General features: G+C 68.6%; 13 protein-coding genes and 1 tRNA gene. 10 read left to right on the top strand and 4 right to left on the bottom strand.

Annotated elements, in window-relative coordinates:
* Positions 1 to 16: 16 nt before the first annotated feature.
* Together CJ179_RS44665 and CJ179_RS44660 are read left to right on the top strand one after the other, a co-directional pair.
* A complete protein-coding gene (locus CJ179_RS44665; RefSeq protein WP_072946090.1) occupies positions 17 to 805 on the top strand; it encodes a RhlG family 3-oxoacyl-ACP reductase in 789 nt (262 codons plus the stop codon).
* Positions 806 to 858: 53 nt separating this feature from the next.
* Positions 859 to 2,517: an AMP-binding protein gene (locus CJ179_RS44660; protein WP_095865716.1), complete on the top strand. Its 1,659-nt coding sequence runs from the start codon at positions 859 to 861 to the stop codon at positions 2,515 to 2,517.
* Between the two features lie 10 nt (positions 2,518 to 2,527).
* Here CJ179_RS44660 and CJ179_RS44655 read toward each other — a convergent pair whose 3' ends face one another.
* Positions 2,528 to 3,688 carry a N(5)-(carboxyethyl)ornithine synthase gene (locus tag CJ179_RS44655; protein ID WP_179377892.1) on the bottom strand — a complete coding sequence of 387 codons (1,161 nt, stop codon included), beginning with the start codon at positions 3,686 to 3,688 and terminating at the stop codon, positions 2,528 to 2,530.
* A gap of 209 nt (positions 3,689 to 3,897) precedes the next feature.
* Positions 3,898 to 3,973 (bottom strand) — tRNA-Arg (locus tag CJ179_RS44650).
* Positions 3,974 to 4,139: 166 nt separating this feature from the next.
* On the opposite strand from CJ179_RS44650, the gene CJ179_RS44645 reads away from it, so the two are divergent.
* Positions 4,140 to 6,542 (top strand): phosphoketolase, encoded by a 2,403-nt coding sequence (locus CJ179_RS44645; RefSeq protein WP_095865714.1) that lies wholly within the window; start codon positions 4,140 to 4,142, stop codon positions 6,540 to 6,542.
* A 9-nt stretch (positions 6,543 to 6,551) separates the two neighbouring features.
* Here CJ179_RS44645 and CJ179_RS44640 read toward each other — a convergent pair whose 3' ends face one another.
* Complete coding sequence (locus CJ179_RS44640) at positions 6,552 to 7,286, bottom strand: DUF305 domain-containing protein (RefSeq protein WP_095865713.1); 735 nt, start codon at positions 7,284 to 7,286, stop codon at positions 6,552 to 6,554.
* Entirely contained in the window at positions 7,279 to 8,199 is a 921-nt protein-coding gene (locus CJ179_RS44635) for a DUF3105 domain-containing protein (RefSeq protein ID WP_072946102.1), read from the bottom strand. Before CJ179_RS44635 ends, CJ179_RS44640 begins: the two co-directional genes overlap by 8 nt.
* A gap of 208 nt (positions 8,200 to 8,407) precedes the next feature.
* Here CJ179_RS44635 and argS point away from each other — a divergent pair, with 208 nt between their 5' ends.
* The 7 genes from argS (at position 8,408) to rpmE (ending at position 17,735) form a co-directional block, all read left to right on the top strand.
* Complete coding sequence (gene argS / locus CJ179_RS44630) at positions 8,408 to 10,060, top strand: arginine--tRNA ligase (protein WP_072946104.1); 1,653 nt, start codon at positions 8,408 to 8,410, stop codon at positions 10,058 to 10,060.
* Entirely contained in the window at positions 10,057 to 11,478 is a 1,422-nt protein-coding gene (gene lysA, locus CJ179_RS44625; RefSeq protein ID WP_095865712.1) for a diaminopimelate decarboxylase, read from the top strand. The genes argS and lysA overlap by 4 nt, the downstream gene beginning before the upstream one ends.
* Entirely contained in the window at positions 11,475 to 12,788 is a 1,314-nt protein-coding gene (locus CJ179_RS44620) for a homoserine dehydrogenase (RefSeq protein WP_005264470.1), read from the top strand. Before lysA ends, CJ179_RS44620 begins: the two co-directional genes overlap by 4 nt.
* Positions 12,785 to 13,867, top strand: a complete 1,083-nt coding sequence (gene thrC, locus CJ179_RS44615; protein WP_072946109.1) for a threonine synthase — start codon at positions 12,785 to 12,787, stop codon at positions 13,865 to 13,867. Before CJ179_RS44620 ends, thrC begins: the two co-directional genes overlap by 4 nt.
* A 44-nt stretch (positions 13,868 to 13,911) precedes the next feature.
* A complete protein-coding gene (thrB, locus tag CJ179_RS44610; RefSeq protein ID WP_095865910.1) occupies positions 13,912 to 14,856 on the top strand; it encodes a homoserine kinase in 945 nt (314 codons plus the stop codon).
* A gap of 328 nt (positions 14,857 to 15,184) precedes the next feature.
* Entirely contained in the window at positions 15,185 to 17,263 is a 2,079-nt protein-coding gene (rho, locus tag CJ179_RS44605; protein WP_095865711.1) for a transcription termination factor Rho, read from the top strand.
* Between the two features lie 229 nt (positions 17,264 to 17,492).
* A complete protein-coding gene (gene rpmE, locus CJ179_RS44600) occupies positions 17,493 to 17,735 on the top strand; it encodes a 50S ribosomal protein L31 (RefSeq protein WP_005252948.1) in 243 nt (80 codons plus the stop codon).
* Positions 17,736 to 17,778: the final 43 nt, after the last annotated feature.

Here is a 17,778-nt window from a genome sequence, read left to right as displayed (position 1 = left end):
CCTGAAGGGAACGCACATGGACGTAGGTTCGCTGTTCGACGTCGCAGGCAAGACCGTGGTGGTCACCGGAGGTTCGCGGGGTATCGGCCGGATGATCGCGCAGGGGTTCGTCGAGGCCGGGGCGACCGTGGTCATCTCCGCCCGCAAGGCCGAGGCGTGCGAGAAGGCCGCGGCCGAACTGTCCGCCGCCGGGCCGGGGACGTGCCACGCGCACCCCGCCGACCTGTCCACCGAGGAGGGGATCGAGGGACTCGTCGCACGGGTCGCCGAGGTGTCGCCCCGGCTGGACGTCCTGGTGAACAACGCCGGCGCGACGTGGGGTGCGCCGGTCGACGAGTTCCCCGCCGCCGGGTTCGACAAGATCTTCGACATCAACGTCAAGGGCGTGTTCCTGCTCACCCAGGCGTTGCTGCCGAGTCTGCGGGCCGCGGCGACGGACGAAAACCCCGCCCGGGTGATCAACATCGGGTCGATCGACGGACTCGTGGTGTCGGGTACCGAGAACTTCTCGTACGGGGCGAGCAAGGCCGCGGTCCACATGCTCACCCGCAAGCTCGCCGCGGCGCTGGCCGTCGAGCGGATCACCGTCAATGCCATTGCGCCGGGTCCGTTTCCGAGCAAGATGATGGCGTTCATCCTCGACGACCCGGAGCGGAAGGAGGCGGTCGAGGGATCGGTGCCGCTCGGCCGGGTCGGAACTCCGGAAGACGTCGCCGGCACCGCGATCTTCCTCTCCTCGCGCGCCGGGGCCTACCTCACCGGCACCGTCGTCCCCGTCGACGGCGGGATCTCGGGAACACGCTGAAGCAGCACGTCACACAGTCGGACACGGAACGAGCGAGAGGCGGCACGGCGACGATGAGCTGGTACGACGACAGGCCCTGGATGAACCGGTACGACGAGAACACGCGTTCAGTGGGGGAGATCCCCGCCCGGACAGCGCTCGACATGTTCTCGGCCGCGGTCGAGTCCGCCCCGGACGGGCCGGCCATCCGGTACCTCGGCGGCACCCTCGACTACCGCGAGGTCGACGAACTCAGCGACGGTGTGGCCGCATACCTCGCGGAGAACGGGTTCGGGAACGGCGACCGGCTCGCGATCTACCTGCAGAACGTCCCGCAGTTCGTGCTGGCGTTGCTCGGCACGTGGAAGGCAGGCGGGGTCGTCGTCCCGCTGAACCCGATGTATCGGGACGAGCTCTCCCACATCCTCACCGACGCCGGAGTCACCGCGATCGTGTGCAGCGAGAATGCGTGGGCCGATCGGGTGGCGGAGCGGGCGTCCGCCGCGGGTGTGCGGATCGCGCTGACCGCGAGCGAACTCGACATCCAGACGTCCGGCGACCCACGGGTGTTCGGGGGAATGACCCGGGCGCGCGCCGAGGGCGTGCCGGACCTGCTCGAGGTGGCCCGGGCGCGCGCGGGGGCCGACGTACCCGATCCCGGGTTGGTCCCGGACGACATCGCGCTCGTGTCCTACACGTCCGGAACGAGTGGAGTCCCCAAGGGAGCGACCAACACCCACCGGAATCTCACCGTCAACAGTTCGATCCTGCGCCTGTACGAGAGCAAGCCCGCCGGTTCGCCGATCTTCGCGCTGGCGCCGCTGTTCCACATCACGGGCATGGTGTGCCAGTTGCTCACCGCGATCGACCTGGCGTCGCCGCTGATCCTCGCGTACCGGTTCGACGCAGGGGTCGTGCTCGACGCCCTCGAGCAGGAGCGGCCGGTGTTCATGGTCGGCCCGTCCACCGCCTACATGGCACTGATGGCCCACCCCGACTTCTCCGGTGAGCGCTTCGCCTCGCTGGAGGCCGTGATGTCCGGTGGCGCCCCGCTGCCGCCCGCCATCGTCGAACGGTTCCGGGAGCTGACCGGAAAGTACATCCGCAACGGCTACGGGCTCACCGAGACCAGCGCGCCGTGCGTCGTCGTCCCGCCGAACCTGGAGGCGCCGGTCGATCCGTCGTCCGGCACGCTGGCGATCGGCCTGCCGCTGCCCTCCGCCGTGATCCGGATCGTCGGGGAGGACGGCGCCGACCTCGACCCACTCGAAGTCGGGGAGATCGCCGTCGACGGACCGATGGTCGTGCCCGCGTACTGGAACAAGCCGGACGCCACGGCGCAGTCGCTGCCCGGCGGCCGGTTGCTCACCGGCGACGTGGGATTCATGGACGCCCAGGGCTGGGTGTACGTCGTCGATCGCAAGAAGGACATGATCAACGCGTCCGGTTTCAAGGTCTGGCCGCGTGAGGTCGAGGACGTCCTCTACCGGCATCCCGCCGTCCGGGAGGCGGCCGTCGTCGGCGAACCGGACAGCTACCGCGGCGAGACCGTCGCCGCGTTCGTCAGCCTCCGCCCCGGGCAGACGGTGGAGACGGACGACCTCGTCGAGTACTGCCGGGAGCGGCTCGCGAGCTACAAGGCACCGCGGCGGGTCGAGATCGTCGACGAACTACCCAAGACGGCCAGCGGGAAGATCCTCCGACGCGAGATGCGCCGCAGCACCCCGGCCTGAGCCCGGTCGATCAGGCGACGACCGGGTGCGGGTACTCCGCCGCGCGGTGCTGGAACGACAGGATCCTGGGGTTCTGCACCACTCCGTCCCGGATCTCGACGGCCCGCCGGATCGTGTCGCTGCGGTCCCAGGCGGCGGGTCCGTCGAGGACAGTCCCCAGGTGGGGAAGCAGGGCCTCGCTGATCTCCCAGGTCGCCGAATTCCACAGGTGGGACGGGCTGTGATCGACCGCGTAGTAGCGGACGTTCTCACCGATCACGAACGTCGGATCGGCGAACGACGTGGGCCGGGCCCAGCTGAAGCCCATTCCCTCGTCGCAGGACACGTCGACGACGAGGCTGCCGGGCAGGAGAGTCTCGACGTCCGAGTCGATCAGGAACGTCAGTGGCGACTCCGTGTCCTGCAGGACGCAGTTGACGATGATGTCGTGCCGGGCGAGGAACCCGGCGAGCGGCATCCGGCCCTCATCCGTGGTGACGTGACTGCGGCGCGGATCGGCGTCGTCGTGATCGAACTGCACGATCTCCGCGGAGTGGATCGGCGAGCTCACGGCGGTGACCCCGCGTTGGGTGACGACATGGACGTCGTGGATGCCCAGGGCGTTCAGCGCGGTCACGGCGCCGCGGGCGGTGGCACCGAATCCGAGGACCACCGCGCGGAGGCGGCGACCGTAGTCGCCGGTCGAACCCGCGATCGACAGCGCGTGCAACACCGAGCTGTATCCGGCGAGTTCGTTGTTCTTGTGGAAGACATGAAGCTGGAACGACCCCTCGGCGCTCCAGTGGTTCATGGCTTCGAACGCGATCAACGTGAGGTGGCGATCGACGGCCACCTGGGTGAGCTCGGTGTCTTGGACGCAGTGCGGCCACCCCCACAGGATCTGGCCGTCTCGCAGGTCCGCCAGATCCTTCGCGAGAGGTTTGGGCAGCAGGAGGACGTCGGAGTGCTCGATCAGCTGCTCCCGGGTGCGCAGCCCTCCCACCGACAGGGCCAGCTGCTCGTCGGACACGCCGAAGGGCTCGCCGTAGCCGTACTCGAGATGGATGCGCCCACGGAGGTCGGCGTCGATCCGATCGAAGTGGAGCGGATGGATCGGGAGCCGGCGTTCGTCGGTCTTACTCGAACGCGCGACGACGCCGAGGGTGAGTGGATGAGAGCGGTGTTGATGCACAGGGGTGTCCCTTGGTCGACACTGCCGGAGAGAGTCTTCGGCAGAGAGTTGTTGCCGCGGAACCTGCAATGGAGGAGGCCGGCGTTCGATCGATGTGCGCGGCATGTGCCGGCGCGGCTGCAGCTCTCGACAAGGCCCGAGGAGATCACTCGGGGAAGACTGGTAGCACCAGAGAAAACTGCGCCGCGGCAATGCGGCGCATTTTCTCGTGGTGCCCCCGGCAGGATTCGAACCTGCGACCTTTCGCTCCGGAGGCGAACGCTCTATCCCCTGAGCTACGGGGGCGCACCGGAAAACCGGTGTGCCGATTGGGCTGGCCAATGGTAGCGCATAGGTAGGGGGATCGACCAAATCGGTCCCCCTACTTCGTGGACTCGCCCCGGTAGAGGCCCGAACACGCCTAGTGTCGGGAGGACGTGGACGCTCGCGAACTCTCGGGGAGGGGTCGAGAATGACCGATGTACGGCAGCCGGGGTCGCAGGATTCCGACAGGCACTATTCCGATGCCGACCTCGAGTCGGACCTGCGGTGGTGGGCGGCGGCCAACTACCTGACGGTCGCGCAGATCTACCTGCAGGACAACACGCTTCTGCGGGAGCCGTTGCGCCCGGACCACATCAAACCCCGGCTGCTCGGGCACTGGGGAACGAGTCCGGGGCTGTCGATGATCTACGCCCTGCTGAACCGTCTCATCCGCCGGACCGACACCGATTGTCTCTACGTGACCGGTCCCGGTCACGGTGGTCCGGCGCTCGTCGCCGCCACGTACCTGGAGGGGACGTACTCGGAGGTGTATCCGGGCGTGTCCCGCGACGCCGCCGGTATCCACCGGCTCTGCAGGCAGTTCTCGACGCCGGGCGGCATCCCGAGTCACGTCAGCGTGCAGACTCCGGGCAGCATCCACGAGGGCGGCGAACTCGGTTATGCGCTCGCACACGCCGCCGGGGCGGCGTTCGACCACCCGAATCTGTTGGTGGCGTGCGTGATCGGAGACGGAGAGGCGGAGACGGGACCACTGTCCGCGTCGTGGAAACTGCCCGCATTCCTCAATCCGGAACGCGACGGTGCGGTGTTGCCGATCCTGCACGTCAACGGTGCGAAGATCGCCGGGCCCACCGTCCACGGCCGCAGCAGCGACGCCGACGTCGAAGCGTTCCTCGGCGGTCAGGGGTGGGCGCCGGTCGTCGTCTCGGGCGACGACCCGCGGCAGGTCTTCCCCGCGCTGCATCGCGCGCTGACCGACGCACACACCGCGATCTCCGACCTTCGGCGGGAGGCGCGGGCAGGCAGGCGCAGCGCCGCCAAGTGGCCGGCGATCGTGCTGCGGACCCCCAAGGGCTGGACCGGTCCGCACACCGTCGACGGCGTGCTCGTCGAGGGCACGCACCGGGCGCACCAGGTTCCGCTGTCGGGGGTTCGCACCGACGAGGCCCATTTGCGTCAACTCGAGGAGTGGATGCGGTCGTACCGCCCGGACGAACTGTTCGACTCGTCCGGCGCACTCGTGCCGGACCTCGTGCGGCTGGCGCCGCAGGGCGACAAGAGGATGGGTTCGTCGCCGTATGCGAACGGCGGCCGCCTGCGCGCGGATCTTCCGGTACTGCCCCTGGAGAAGTACGCGCTCCCGATCGAGAAACCCGGCACCACCCACCACGAGACCACCCGGGTGCTCGGGGAACTGCTCCGCGACCTCTACGCCGCCACCACCACGCCCGACGGCGGTGGATACTTCCGGCTGTTCTGCCCGGACGAAACGTCCAGCAACCGATTGGGCGCCGTCTTCGAGGTGACGGACCGGTGCTGGCAGCTCCCGGTCACCGACTACGACGACGGACTGTCGGCCCGTGGCCGGGTGATGGAGGTGCTCAGCGAGCACCTCTGCGAGGGCTGGCTGGAGGGGTACCTGCTGTCGGGGCGGCACGGACTGTTCGCGAGCTACGAGGCGTTCGCGATGGTGAGCGTGTCGATGCTCGTCCAGCACACCAAGTGGCTGCAGCATGCGGTGGATCTGCCGTGGCGCGCGCCGGTGGCTTCGCTGAACGTCCTGCTGACCAGCACCTGCTGGCGCAACGACCACAACGGGTTCAGCCACCAGGGGCCGGGAATGATCGACGCCGTCATCCCGCTCGCACCGGACGTGGTCCGGGTGTGGCTCCCACCGGACTCGAATACCTTGCTCTCGATCGCCGACCACTGCCTCCGCAGCACCGATCACGTCAACCTCGTCGTGGTCGACAAGCAGCCGCACCTGCAGTACCTCACCCTCGCGGAGGCACACGCGCACTGCGCGGCCGGGGCGTCGGTGTGGGAGTGGGCGGGAACGGAGTCTTCTGCGGGCACCGAACCGGACGTCGTGCTCGCCGCCGCCGGGGACGTCCCGACCCAGGAAGTTCTCGCCGCAGCGCAGTTGCTGCGCGAACACACCCCGGAACTGGTCACCCGGGTGGTCAACGTCGTCGACCTGATGGGGCTGCTCACACCCACCGAGCACCCGCACGGATTCGACGCGCGCACCTTCCTCGACCTCTTCACCGCGGACACACACGTGGTGTTCGCGTTCCACGGGTACTCGCGCGCCGTCCACGAGTTGATGCACGGACGTCCCGCACCGGACCGCTTCCATGTCCGCGGCTTCAGCGAACAGGGCACCACGACCACACCGTTCGACATGGTCGTGCTCAACCGGATGAGCCGCTACCACCTCGCCCTCGCCGCGCTGCGCCGCACGCGGCGCGAACCGGCCGGTGCCACGGAGTTGGCCGACTTCTGCCTCCGGCAACTCGAACGGCACGGCGAATACGTCGTCGCGCACCTCGAGGACATGCCCGAGGTGCGCGACTGGACGTGGTCGTGACGCCGGACGTCAGTTCATCGGCAGGGGAGCGGCGCCCTTCGCGGTGAGCATGTTCGTCATCACCGTCGCTTCGCTCTGCTGGGTGTCCACCATCGTCTGAGCGAGGCTGCGGACCGCGTCTTCCGACGCGTGCTGGGCCGCGTACTCCATCATCGGGAGCCCGCCCTGGTGGTGCCGCAGCATCAGCTGGAGGTACAGGACGTCGACGGCCGGGCCGGTGGCCTGACGCAACGCGGCCATGTCCTCCGAGGACGCCATGCCGGGCATCTTCGACATCGACTCCATGTGCGTGTTCTCGGCGGTCCCGTGGGTGTGACCATCCGAGTGCTCCGACTCCATCCAGCCCATGTAGCCGCCGGACGGCAGCGCCGGTTGATCCCACAGCGCGAGCCAGCCCTGCATCTGTCCGAGCTGGTTCTGCTGCGTGGTGAGGATGTCGTATGCGAGGCTGCGGACCGCCGGGTCGGTGGCATTGGCCAGCGCAATCGCCGACATCTCCACCGCCTGGCTGTGATGCACGCTCATGTCCTGCGCGAATCCGACATCGACGGAACCGGCCTCGGGGACCGGGGTACCGGAGTCCTCGAGCGGAAGCCGGGCGAGGAACCCGAGCGCGAATCCGAGGGCGATGGCGCCGATCAGCCCGATGACCAGGAGCGCTGTGCGCTGACTGAGCCGGGCCGGGGTCGCCTCGTCGACGGAATCGGTCTCGGGTCCGTGCCCGGTGTCGGCGGAACTAGCCATTGCCGCCCTCGGCCGGGGCCTGCTGCAGATCGGACGGCAGCTGCAGGTCGGACGGGAGCTGCATGCCGCTCGGCAGCTGCGCTCCCGCGCCGCCGGATTCCGACTGGTCGGGGTTGATACCGCCACCGTCCATCGGCACCGCGTCCGCGCCCGGCGTGGACGGGTCGAACGGCGGCGGGTTGTCCGGGTCGAAACCGGAGCCCGGGATGGACGAGCAGCTCGCGCCGACCTCGGGATACGTGTTCTTGTTGATCCGCAGCGCGGTGATGAACTGGTCGATGCGCTCGTCGTCGACGCTGTCCACCTTCAGCTGGTGGCCCCACGACTGCACGGAGACGGGGCTGTCGAGGCCCGGGTACGGCGACAGCAGCGTGTACGTCTCGCCGTCCACCTTGTCCTTCAGCGTCTCGACCTGGTCGGCGGACAGCTCGTCCGGGTTGTAGGCGATCCACACGGCGCCGTGCTCGAGCGAGTGCACCGCGTTCTCGGTGCGGATCGCGTTCGGGTAGACCGTGCCGGTGCACGTCGCCCAGATGGCGTCGTGCGGGCCGCCGAACGGCGGCGACTGGTCGTACGCGACGCGCTGCGTCGGCTGGATGTGGATGCCTGCCGGGTAGTCGACCTTCACGACGCCGTCGATGTTGACCGACGGATCGGGGTTCTCGGCGCTCGGCGCGTACTTCGCGGCCTCTTCCTTGGCCTGATACTTGGGAACCAGGTTGATCGCGAGGACCGCCACGAGCGCGAGAACGGCCGCTCCGGCACCGATCGTCAGCCACGGGATGTTCCGCGGAGCGGACGCGCCGCCCTTGACTTTCGCGCCGCCGCTCTTCTTCTTGGCGGCCTTGATGGCCTTCGCCGACTTCGCGCCCGAGTTCTTATCGGGACCGCGACTTTCCGAACCGCTTGGCATCGATTGTGATCTTTCGGTGTGTGGGTTACGGGCGCTCGACCCCCCGGTGACCGGGAGCTGAGAGCCGGGACTCAGGGCGATCCCACTGTACTTACCCACCCTGAGCGCAACCTGGGAGAGTGGCCGGGCCCACGCTCGCCGGCGGTCGCCGGGACTCGCGGGAAGCCGGATCACCGCTCGGGACGCGTTGGCCATAGGATAGATACCTGTGACTCCAGCTGACCTTGCCGAACTGCTCCGCGGAACCGCCGCGAAAGTGCTCGCCGAACGCGGACTCGACGTGTCCGTGCTTCCCGAAACTCTCACGGTCGAGCGTCCGCGCAATCCCGAGCACGGCGATTACGCCACCAACGTCGCGATGCAGGTGGCCAAGAAGGTCGGTACCAACCCGCGTGAGCTGGCCGGCTGGCTCGCCGACGCGCTGACCGCGGCCGAGGGCATCGACAGCGCCGACATCGCGGGCCCGGGCTTCCTCAACATCCGCCTGGCCGCCGACGCGCAGGGCGCGATCGTCGCGAAGATCCTCGAGGCGGGTGCCGCCTTCGGGTCCGGCCACACGCTCGACGGCAAGAAGATCAACCTCGAGTTCGTTTCCGCGAACCCCACCGGCCCCATCCACCTCGGTGGAACCCGCTGGGCCGCGGTGGGCGACGCGCTGGGCCGGATCCTGTCCACCCAGGGCGCGGCGGTCACGCGCGAGTACTACTTCAACGACCACGGCGCCCAGATCGACCGGTTCTCCCGCTCGCTGATCGCCGCCGCCAAGGGCGAACCCGCCCCCGAGGACGGATACGCGGGCGCCTACATCGCCGACATCGCCACCGCGGTGCAGCAGCAGCGCCCCGACGTGCTGGACCTGCCCGTGGGCGAGCAGCAGGAGGTCTTCCGCGCCATCGGCGTCGACCTGATGTTCGCGCACATCAAGCGCACCCTGCACGAGTTCGGCGTCGACTTCGACGTCTACTTCCACGAGAACTCGCTGTTCGAGTCCGGCGCGGTGGAGAAGGCCGTCGAGACGCTGAAGGATTCCGGCAACCTCTTCCAGGAGGACGGCGCCTGGTGGCTCAAGAGCACCGACTTCGGCGACGACAAGGACCGGGTCGTCATCAAGAGCGACGGCAACGCGGCGTACATCGCCGGTGACATCGCCTACTTCCAGGACAAGCGCTCCCGGGGCTTCGACCTGTGCATCTACATGCTCGGTGCGGACCACCACGGGTACATCGGCCGGCTCAAGGCGGCCGCGGCCGCGTTCGGCGACGACCCCGACACCGTCGAGGTACTCATCGGGCAGATGGTGAACCTGGTCCGCGAAGGCGTGGCCGTGAAGATGAGCAAGCGTGCCGGCACCGTCATCACCCTGGACGACCTGGTCGAGGCGATCGGCGTCGACGCGTCGCGGTACGCCATGATCCGGTCTTCGGTGGATTCGAGCATCGACATCGACCTCGAACTGTGGACGAGCACCGGCAACGAGAATCCGGTGTACTACGTGCAGTACGCGCACGCCCGGCTGTCGGCCATCGCCCGCAACGCCGCCGACCTCGGCATCGCCGTCACGGATCCCGACTTCTCGCTGCTGATCTCGGAGCAGGAGGGCGATCTGATCCGCACCCTCGGCGAGTACCCGCGGGTCGTGACCAGCGCCGCGAATCTGCGTGAGCCGCACCGCATCGCGCGGTATCTGGAGGAACTGGCCGGTGCCTATCACCGGTTCTACGGTGCCTGCCGCATCCTGCCCCAGGGCGACGAAGAGGTCGGCCCGCTGCACATCGCGCGACTGGCGCTGTGCGACGCGTCCCGTCAGGTTCTGGCCAACGGTCTCGCCCTGCTCGGCGTCAGCGCACCGGAGCAGATGTGAACGCGCACCCCGCCGGTCCCAAGCACGCCGAGCAACTGCACGCGCCCGGTCTGCCCGAACGTCCCGCCGACGCGGCCGCATTCGCGGCGCTCTCTCCCGAGGTGTGGCCCCGCAACGCCCGCCGCGCCGCGGACGGAGTGGTGAGCCTCGCGGGCATCCCGGTCACCGAACTGGCCGAGAAGTACGGCACCCCACTGTTCGTCGTCGACGAGGACGACTTCCGGTCCCGCTGCCGCGACATGGCCCGCGCCTTCGGGCCGACGGCCAAGGTGCACTACGCGTCCAAGGCGTTCCTGTGCGGCGAGATCGCCCGCTGGGTCGCCGACGAGGGCCTGTCCCTGGACGTCGCGTCGGGCGGCGAACTCGCGGTCGCGCTGCACGCCGGATTCCCGGCGGAGCGAATTGCCATGCACGGCAACAACAAATCGGTCTCCGAGCTGACCGCCGCCGTGTCGGCCCGGGTCGGGCACATCGTGCTCGACTCCGCCACGGAGATCGACCGCCTCGACAAGGTGGCCGCCGAAGCCGGTGTGGTGCAGGACGTCCTGATCCGCGTGACGGTCGGAGTCGAGGCGCACACCCACGAGTTCATCTCCACCGCCCACGAGGATCAGAAGTTCGGGTTCTCGCTCGCCGGCGGTAAGGCGATCGACGCGGTCCGGCGGGTCTTCGCCGCCGACAACCTGCGTCTCGTCGGTCTCCACAGTCACATCGGCTCGCAGATCTTCGACGTCGACGGCTTCGAGGTGGCCGCGCACCGTGTGATCGGGCTCCTGCGGGACGTGGTCGCGGAGTTCGGCGTCGAGAAGACCGCCCAGATCTCGATCATCGACCTCGGCGGCGGCATGGGAATTTCCTACGTCCCCACCGACGACCCGCCGCCGGTCGACCAGCTCGCCGCCAAACTCGGCGACATCGTGCGCCACGAGTCGGCGCTCGCCGGTCTGCCGGAGCCGACGCTGGCCGTCGAACCCGGCCGCGCGATCGCCGGACCGGGAACGGTGACGCTGTACGAGGTCGGCACCATCAAGGACGTCACCGTCGGCAGCAACCTCACCCGCCGGTACGTCAGCGTCGACGGCGGTATGAGCGACAACATCCGCACCGCGCTGTACCAGGCGGAGTACGAGGCCAAACTGGTCTCGCGGGTCAGCGACGCGGCGCCGGTGGTGTCCCGCGTCGTCGGCAAGCACTGCGAATCCGGTGACATCGTGATCCGCGACACCTGGATGCCCGAGGACATCGACGCCGGCGACTTGCTCGCCGTCGCGGCCACCGGTGCATACTGCTATTCGATGTCGAGCAGGTACAACCTGCTCGCCCGCCCTGCCGTGGTGGCGGTGCGCGACGGACAGTCGCGCGTGATCCTGCGGAGGGAAACCGTGGAAGACCTGTTGAGCTTGGAGGTACAAGAGTGACGAGCGAATCGGCGCATCGCGCTATCGGTGTGGCCGTCCTCGGCCTCGGCAACGTCGGGAGCGAGGTCGTGCGTATCCTGCGGGAGCACAGCGAAGACCTCGAGGCTCGCGTCGGCGCCCCGCTGGAACTGCGTGGAGTGGCCGTCCGCCGCCCCGGCAAGGACCGCGGAATTCCCGAGGAGTTGCAGACCACCGACGCGGAGTCCCTCGTGGCCCGCGACGACGTCGACCTGGTCGTCGAGGTGATCGGGGGCATGGATCTGCCCCGCAAGCTGATTCTCTCGGCGCTGAACTCCGGCAAGTCCGTCGTCACCGCCAACAAGGCGCTCCTCGCCGATCACACCGGTGAACTGGCCGAGGCCGCGGAACTGCACAACGTCGACCTCTACTTCGAGGCCGCCGTGGCGGGCGCCATCCCCGTGATCCGCCCGCTCATCCAGTCGCTCGCGGGCGACCGGGTGAACAAGGTCGCCGGAATCGTGAACGGGACCACCAACTTCATCCTGTCGGCGATGGACGAGACCGGCGCGGACTACGCCGCGACCCTCGCCGAGGCCGGACGCCTGGGATACGCCGAGGCCGATCCGACCGCCGACGTGGAGGGCTACGACGCCGCGGCCAAGGCTGCCATCCTCGCGTCGATCGCGTTCCACACCCGGGTCACCGCCGCCGACGTGTACCGCGAGGGGATCTCCAAGATCACCGCGGCCGACCTGACGTCGGCACGCGCACTCGACTGCACGATCAAGCTGCTGTCCATCTGCGAGCGGATCACCACCCCCGAGGGCAAGGAGCGGATCTCCGCGCGGGTCTACCCGGCTCTCGTGCCGCTGGAGCACCCGCTGGCCTCGGTCAACGGTGCGTTCAACGCGGTCGTCGTCGAGGCGGAGAACGCCGGGCGCCTGATGTTCTACGGTCAGGGCGCCGGCGGCGCCCCCACCGCGTCGGCCGTGATGGGCGACCTGGTGATGGCCGCGCGCAACAAGGTGAACGGCGGCCGCGGACCCCGCGAGTCCAAGTACGCCAAGCTGAAGATCGCGCCGATCGGCGACATCCCCACCCGCTACTACGTCAACATGCAGGTAGCGGACAAGGCCGGGGTCCTGTCGGCGGTGGCTGCCGAATTCTCGCAGCACGGCGTCAGCATCTCCACCGTGCGGCAGGAAGGCGCCGGCGACGGCGCCCGCCTCGTCGTCGTGACCCACGTCGCGACGGATTCTGCCCTGTCGGAAACCGTTGAGGCCCTGAGCAAACTCGAATTCGTCACCGCTGTGACCAGCGTGCTGCGACTGGAAGGCACCGAACAATGACCGGCACCCGTAATCCCGTTCACACCCCTTGGCCGGGGCTGATCGAGGCTTACCGCGACCGCCTCGCCATCGGACCGAACTGGAAGACGGTCACCCTGCGCGAGGGCGGCACCCCGCTGCTGCCCGCCGGGCACCTCTCGGAGATCACCGGTTGCGACGTGTACCTGAAGGTCGAGGGGCTCAACCCCACCGGTTCGTTCAAGGACCGCGGCATGACGATGGCCGTCACCGATGCGCTGGCCCGCGGTCAGCAGGCCGTCCTGTGTGCGTCCACGGGTAACACGTCGGCCTCCGCCGCCGCGTACGCCGCCAAGGCGAAGATGACCTGCGCCGTGCTGGTGCCGCAGGGCAAGATCGCGATGGGCAAGCTCGCGCAGGCCGTCATGCACGGTGCGCGGATCATCCAGGTGCAGGGCAACTTCGACGACTGCCTCGAACTGGCCCGCAAGACCACCGCGGAATTCCCCACGATCGGGCTCGTGAACTCGGTCAACCCGGTCCGCATCGAGGGGCAGAAGACCGCGGCGTTCGAGATCTGCGACGCCCTCGGCAAGGCGCCCGACGTGCACGCCCTCCCGGTCGGCAACGCCGGCAACATCACCGCCTACTGGCGCGGGTACTCCGAGTACTACGCGGACGGGCTCACCAGCGTGAAGCCCCGCATGCTCGGAGTCCAGGCCGCGGGCGCGGCGCCGCTCGTCCACGGTGCGCCGGTGAAGGACCCGGAGACCATCGCGACCGCGATCCGCATCGGTTCGCCGGCATCCTGGAACGGCGCGGTCACCGCCAAGGAAGAGTCGCACGGCGCCTTCCGGGCCGCCACCGACGACGAGATCCTCGAGGCGTACCGGCTGATCGCCAGGACCGAAGGGGTCTTCGTCGAACCGGCGTCGGCCGCGAGCGTCGCGGGCCTGCTCGCCGCCCGCAAGGAGGGCTGGCTGGACTCCGGGCTGACCGTCGTCTGCACGGTCACCGGTAACGGCCTCAAGGACCCCGACACGGCGTTGGCGGGTATGCCTGAGGTCCAACCGATCCCGGTCGACCCAGTCGCTGTCGCCTCGGCCCTCGAGCTGGCGTAGTGGGGGCGCCCACGCCCACCACGCCGCAGGACCACACTGCCACCATGACACAGACCCTCCCCGCGGGCCTCACCGTGACCGCTCGCGTGCCTGCGTCGAGCGCCAACCTCGGCCCGGGTTTCGACACGCTGGGCATCGCGCTCGGACTGTACGACGAGATCACCGTGACGACCACGGCTTCGGGGCTGAACATCCGGGTCGAGGGCGAGGGCGCCGACGACGTGCCGTGGGGTCCATCCCATCTCGTGGTCCGGGCGATCGAACGCGGCCTGGAATCGGCCGGTGTGTGGGCCGACGGCCTGGACGTGGTGTGCCGCAACGTGATACCCCATTCGCGCGGTCTGGGGTCCTCTGCCTCCGCTGTCGTCGGGGGACTGGCGGCCGCCAACGGCCTGGCGATCAAGCTCGACCCCGAACTCGGACTGTCGCTCGATCAGCTCGTCCAGCTGTCGTCGGAATTCGAAGGGCACCCCGACAACGCGTCGGCGAGCGTGCTCGGCGGCGCGGTCGTGTCGTGGAGCTGCGCGGGTGAGCAGGCCGACGGAGCCCCCGCGGCCACCGACATCTACTCGGCCGTCCCGCTGAAGGTGCACCCCGCGATCCGGGTCGTCGCACTGGTTCCGGGGGAGCGCTCGTCGACGGCCCACACGCGGGGTCTGTTGCCCGAGACGGTTCCCCACCGGGATGCCGCGTTCAACGTCAGCCGCGGGGCCCTCGCTGTGGTGGCGCTCACAGAGCGTCCCGACCTTCTGATGTCGGCCACCGAGGACCGACTGCATCAGACGCAGCGCGCTCCGGCCCTTCCTCTGACGACGCGATGGATCGCCGTCCTCCGCAAGGCGGGTATCGCCGCCACCGTCTCCGGAGCCGGACCGACCGTTCTCGCATTGACCACGGAGCCTTTCCCCGTGGATCTTCGAGCACAGGCCGAGGCCGAGGGGTTGCAGGTTCTCGAACTGGACGTAGCCGACGGCGTCCGGACCAGCTGACACGCCGTAGGGGCGTCTCCTTGCCCCTACGGTCGTTCACAGCTATCCTGGGCAATGTCCGTACATCGTGCGCATCAGACGCCGGTGCTTCACCAGGGCAATTACTCCAGGTCAATCGGGGTTGACGGCTCCTGGCACGATCCTCCGCACTATCTGTCGTGTAGGGATTGCGAGTACGCGCCTGTTTCAAGGGTGATGTGATGGCGGGCAAGCCGGCAGTTCTTCACATGCAACTACGTACGGCACATCCGAATTCGGTATTCGAAACCGAATTACGGGACGAACCCTCGACTCTGCGCAGCGCGAGTGAGGGAAGGAAAGGACCTCCGTGACCGATACGGACCTCATCGCCGCTCCTGTGCGCGCCTCCTCGGTGGATACCGTTGGCGCGCAGGCAGGCGACTCTTCACAGGCGTCATCAGTGACGGCCTCCACAAAGCGCGCCGACGCGCGCCGAGGTGCCGGGCTGTCCGGAATGGTGCTCACCGAGCTCCGCTCTCTCGCAGGTGAGCTGGGCATCAAGGGCATTTCGGGGATGCGCAAGGGCGACCTGATCGCCGCGATCAAGGAGCGTCAGGGCGGCTCTGCGGCCCCGGCCGCTGCCGCGACCGAAACCGCTCCCCGGACCCGGGCGACGCGCGCCAAGCGCGAACAGTCCGCTCAGACCGAACTCGAAGTGATTCCGCAGGCGGAACCCGCCGAGAAGGCCGCCGAGCCCAAGACGGCCGAACCTGCGACGGCCGACGGCGCTGCAGGGGACACCGACACCGCCGAAGGCGGACGTCGTGGCCGCCAGCGTCGCGGATCCGCACGTCGGGCGGGCGCTCCCGAGCAGGGTGACCAGGGCGGCAACGCCCAGGACACGGCCTCGGCGACTGCCACCGACACGCAGCAGGCCGAGCGCAAGCAGGCCGAGGACCGTCAGGATTCCGCCGAGAAGCCGGCGAAGCAGGACGGCTCCGGCGAGCAGGGCGGCGACCGCAACCGACGTGAGCGCGGCGGCGACCGTGGCGACACCCGTGGCGACACCCGTGGTGATCGCGGCGAGACCCGCGGTGACCGGGGCGACCGGGGCGACCGCGACAACCGTGGCGACCGCAGCCAGGGCGGCAACGGCCCGCGCACCAGCGACAACCGCCCCGGCGACGACGAGGAAGGCGGTCGCGGACGCCGCGGACGCCGCTTCCGCGAACGTCGTCGTGGACGCGACCGCGGTGAAGGCGGCGGCGGTGACGTTCGCGAGACCGAGATCCGCGAGGACGACGTCCTGCAGCCGGTCGCGGGCATCCTGGACGTCCTCGACAACTACGCGTTCGTGCGGACCTCCGGCTACCTGGCCGGACCGAACGACGTCTACGTGTCGATGAACCTGATCCGCAAGAACGGCCTCCGTCGCGGCGACGCCATCACCGGCGCCGTCCGGATCGGACGCGAGGGTGACCAGGGCAACCAGCGGCAGAAGTTCAACCCGCTGGTCCGCATCGACACCGTCAACGGCGGCGACGTCGAAGCGGCCAAGAAGCGCCCCGAGTTCGGCAAGCTCACCCCGCTGTACCCGAATCAGCGGCTGCGTCTGGAGACGACGCCGAACATCCTGACGACGCGTGTCATCGACTTGGTGATGCCGATCGGCAAGGGACAGCGTGCGCTGATCGTGAGCCCGCCGAAGGCCGGTAAGACCAGCGTTCTGCAGGCCATCGCGAACGCCATCGCGACCAACAACCCCGAGTGCTACCTCATGGTCGTGCTGGTCGACGAGCGTCCCGAAGAGGTCACCGACATGCAGCGTTCGGTGAAGGGCGAGGTCATCTCCTCGACCTTCGACCGCCCGCCGGGAGACCACACGTCGGTCGCCGAGCTCGCCATCGAGCGTGCGAAGCGCCTGGTGGAGGCGGGTAAGGACGTCGTCGTCCTGCTCGACTCGATCACCCGCCTCGGCCGTGCGTACAACAACTCGTCGCCGGCGTCGGGACGTATCCTCTCCGGTGGTGTCGACTCGACCGCGCTGTACCCGCCGAAGCGTTTCCTCGGTGCTGCGCGCAACATCGAGAACGGCGGTTCGCTCACGATCATCGCGACGGCAATGGTCGAGACCGGTTCCACCGGCGACACCGTGATCTTCGAGGAGTTCAAGGGCACCGGTAACGCCGAGCTGAAGCTGGACCGCAAGATCGCGGAACGCCGCGTGTTCCCGGCCGTGGACGTGAACCCCTCGGGCACACGTAAGGACGAGCTGCTGCTCAGCCCGGACGAGGCGGCGGTGCTGCACAAGCTCCGGCGCGTGCTCTCCGGTCTCGATTCGCACCAGGCCATCGATCTGCTGATCGACCGGCTCAAGAAGAGCAAGAGCAACCTCGAATTCCTCATGCAGGTGTCGAAGACTGCTCCGGGCGCGATCGACGACTGATCATCGACCCGAAGCGGGGCCCGGCGACTTTCGGTCGCCGGGCCCCGCTGTTTCCCCCTCCGGAATCACCGTGGAACAAAACGCGGACCACCCGCGTTGACCACACCGCAAGCACAAAATGCCGATTGGGATCGCGAACCTGCGGTCTGGCATACTGAGCGGCTGAGTCCGGTTCCGGTTCACGTCTTCGAACGGCGAAGGCGACCCGGCGACCATTGAAAGGGACACCATGAAGTCAGGCATTCACCCCAATTACGTGGCCACCACCGTGGTCTGTGGTTGCGGCAACACCTTCGAGACCCACAGCACCAAGGAGACCGGGCGTATCAACGTCGAGGTCTGCTCGCAGTGCCACCCGTTCTACACCGGCAAGCAGAAGATCCTCGACACCGGTGGACGTGTCGCCCGCTTCGAGGCTCGCTACGGCAAGCGTGCCGGCAAGGGCGCAGCCAAGGAATCTGCAGAGTCCTAGCTGTTCGGCCGACGCCCGTCCTGCGATAATTGCAGGCCGGGCG

It is taken from the genome of Rhodococcus sp. ACS1, assembly GCF_002300155.1.
Taxonomy (GTDB): domain Bacteria; phylum Actinomycetota; class Actinomycetes; order Mycobacteriales; family Mycobacteriaceae; genus Rhodococcus_F; species Rhodococcus_F koreensis.
Note: the sequence above shows the minus strand (reverse complement) of the source record. Positions and strands in the feature narration are given on the sequence as shown.

Bases quoted from the DNA above. Each gene is read 5' to 3' on its own strand.
- CJ179_RS44665 (WP_072946090.1), top strand. From the start codon at position 17: ATGGACGTAGGTTCGCTGTTCGACGTCGCAGGCAAGACCGTGGTGGTC.
- CJ179_RS44660 (WP_095865716.1), top strand. From the start codon at position 859: ATGAGCTGGTACGACGACAGGCCCTGGATGAACCGGTACGACGAGAAC.
- CJ179_RS44645 (WP_095865714.1), top strand. From the start codon at position 4,140: ATGACCGATGTACGGCAGCCGGGGTCGCAGGATTCCGACAGGCACTAT.
- CJ179_RS44640 (WP_095865713.1), bottom strand. From the start codon at position 7,286: ATGGCTAGTTCCGCCGACACCGGGCACGGACCCGAGACCGATTCCGTC.
- CJ179_RS44635 (WP_072946102.1), bottom strand. From the start codon at position 8,199: ATGCCAAGCGGTTCGGAAAGTCGCGGTCCCGATAAGAACTCGGGCGCG.
- thrC (WP_072946109.1), top strand. From the start codon at position 12,785: ATGACCGGCACCCGTAATCCCGTTCACACCCCTTGGCCGGGGCTGATC.
- thrB (WP_095865910.1), top strand. From the start codon at position 13,912: ATGACACAGACCCTCCCCGCGGGCCTCACCGTGACCGCTCGCGTGCCT.
- rpmE (WP_005252948.1), top strand. From the start codon at position 17,493: ATGAAGTCAGGCATTCACCCCAATTACGTGGCCACCACCGTGGTCTGT.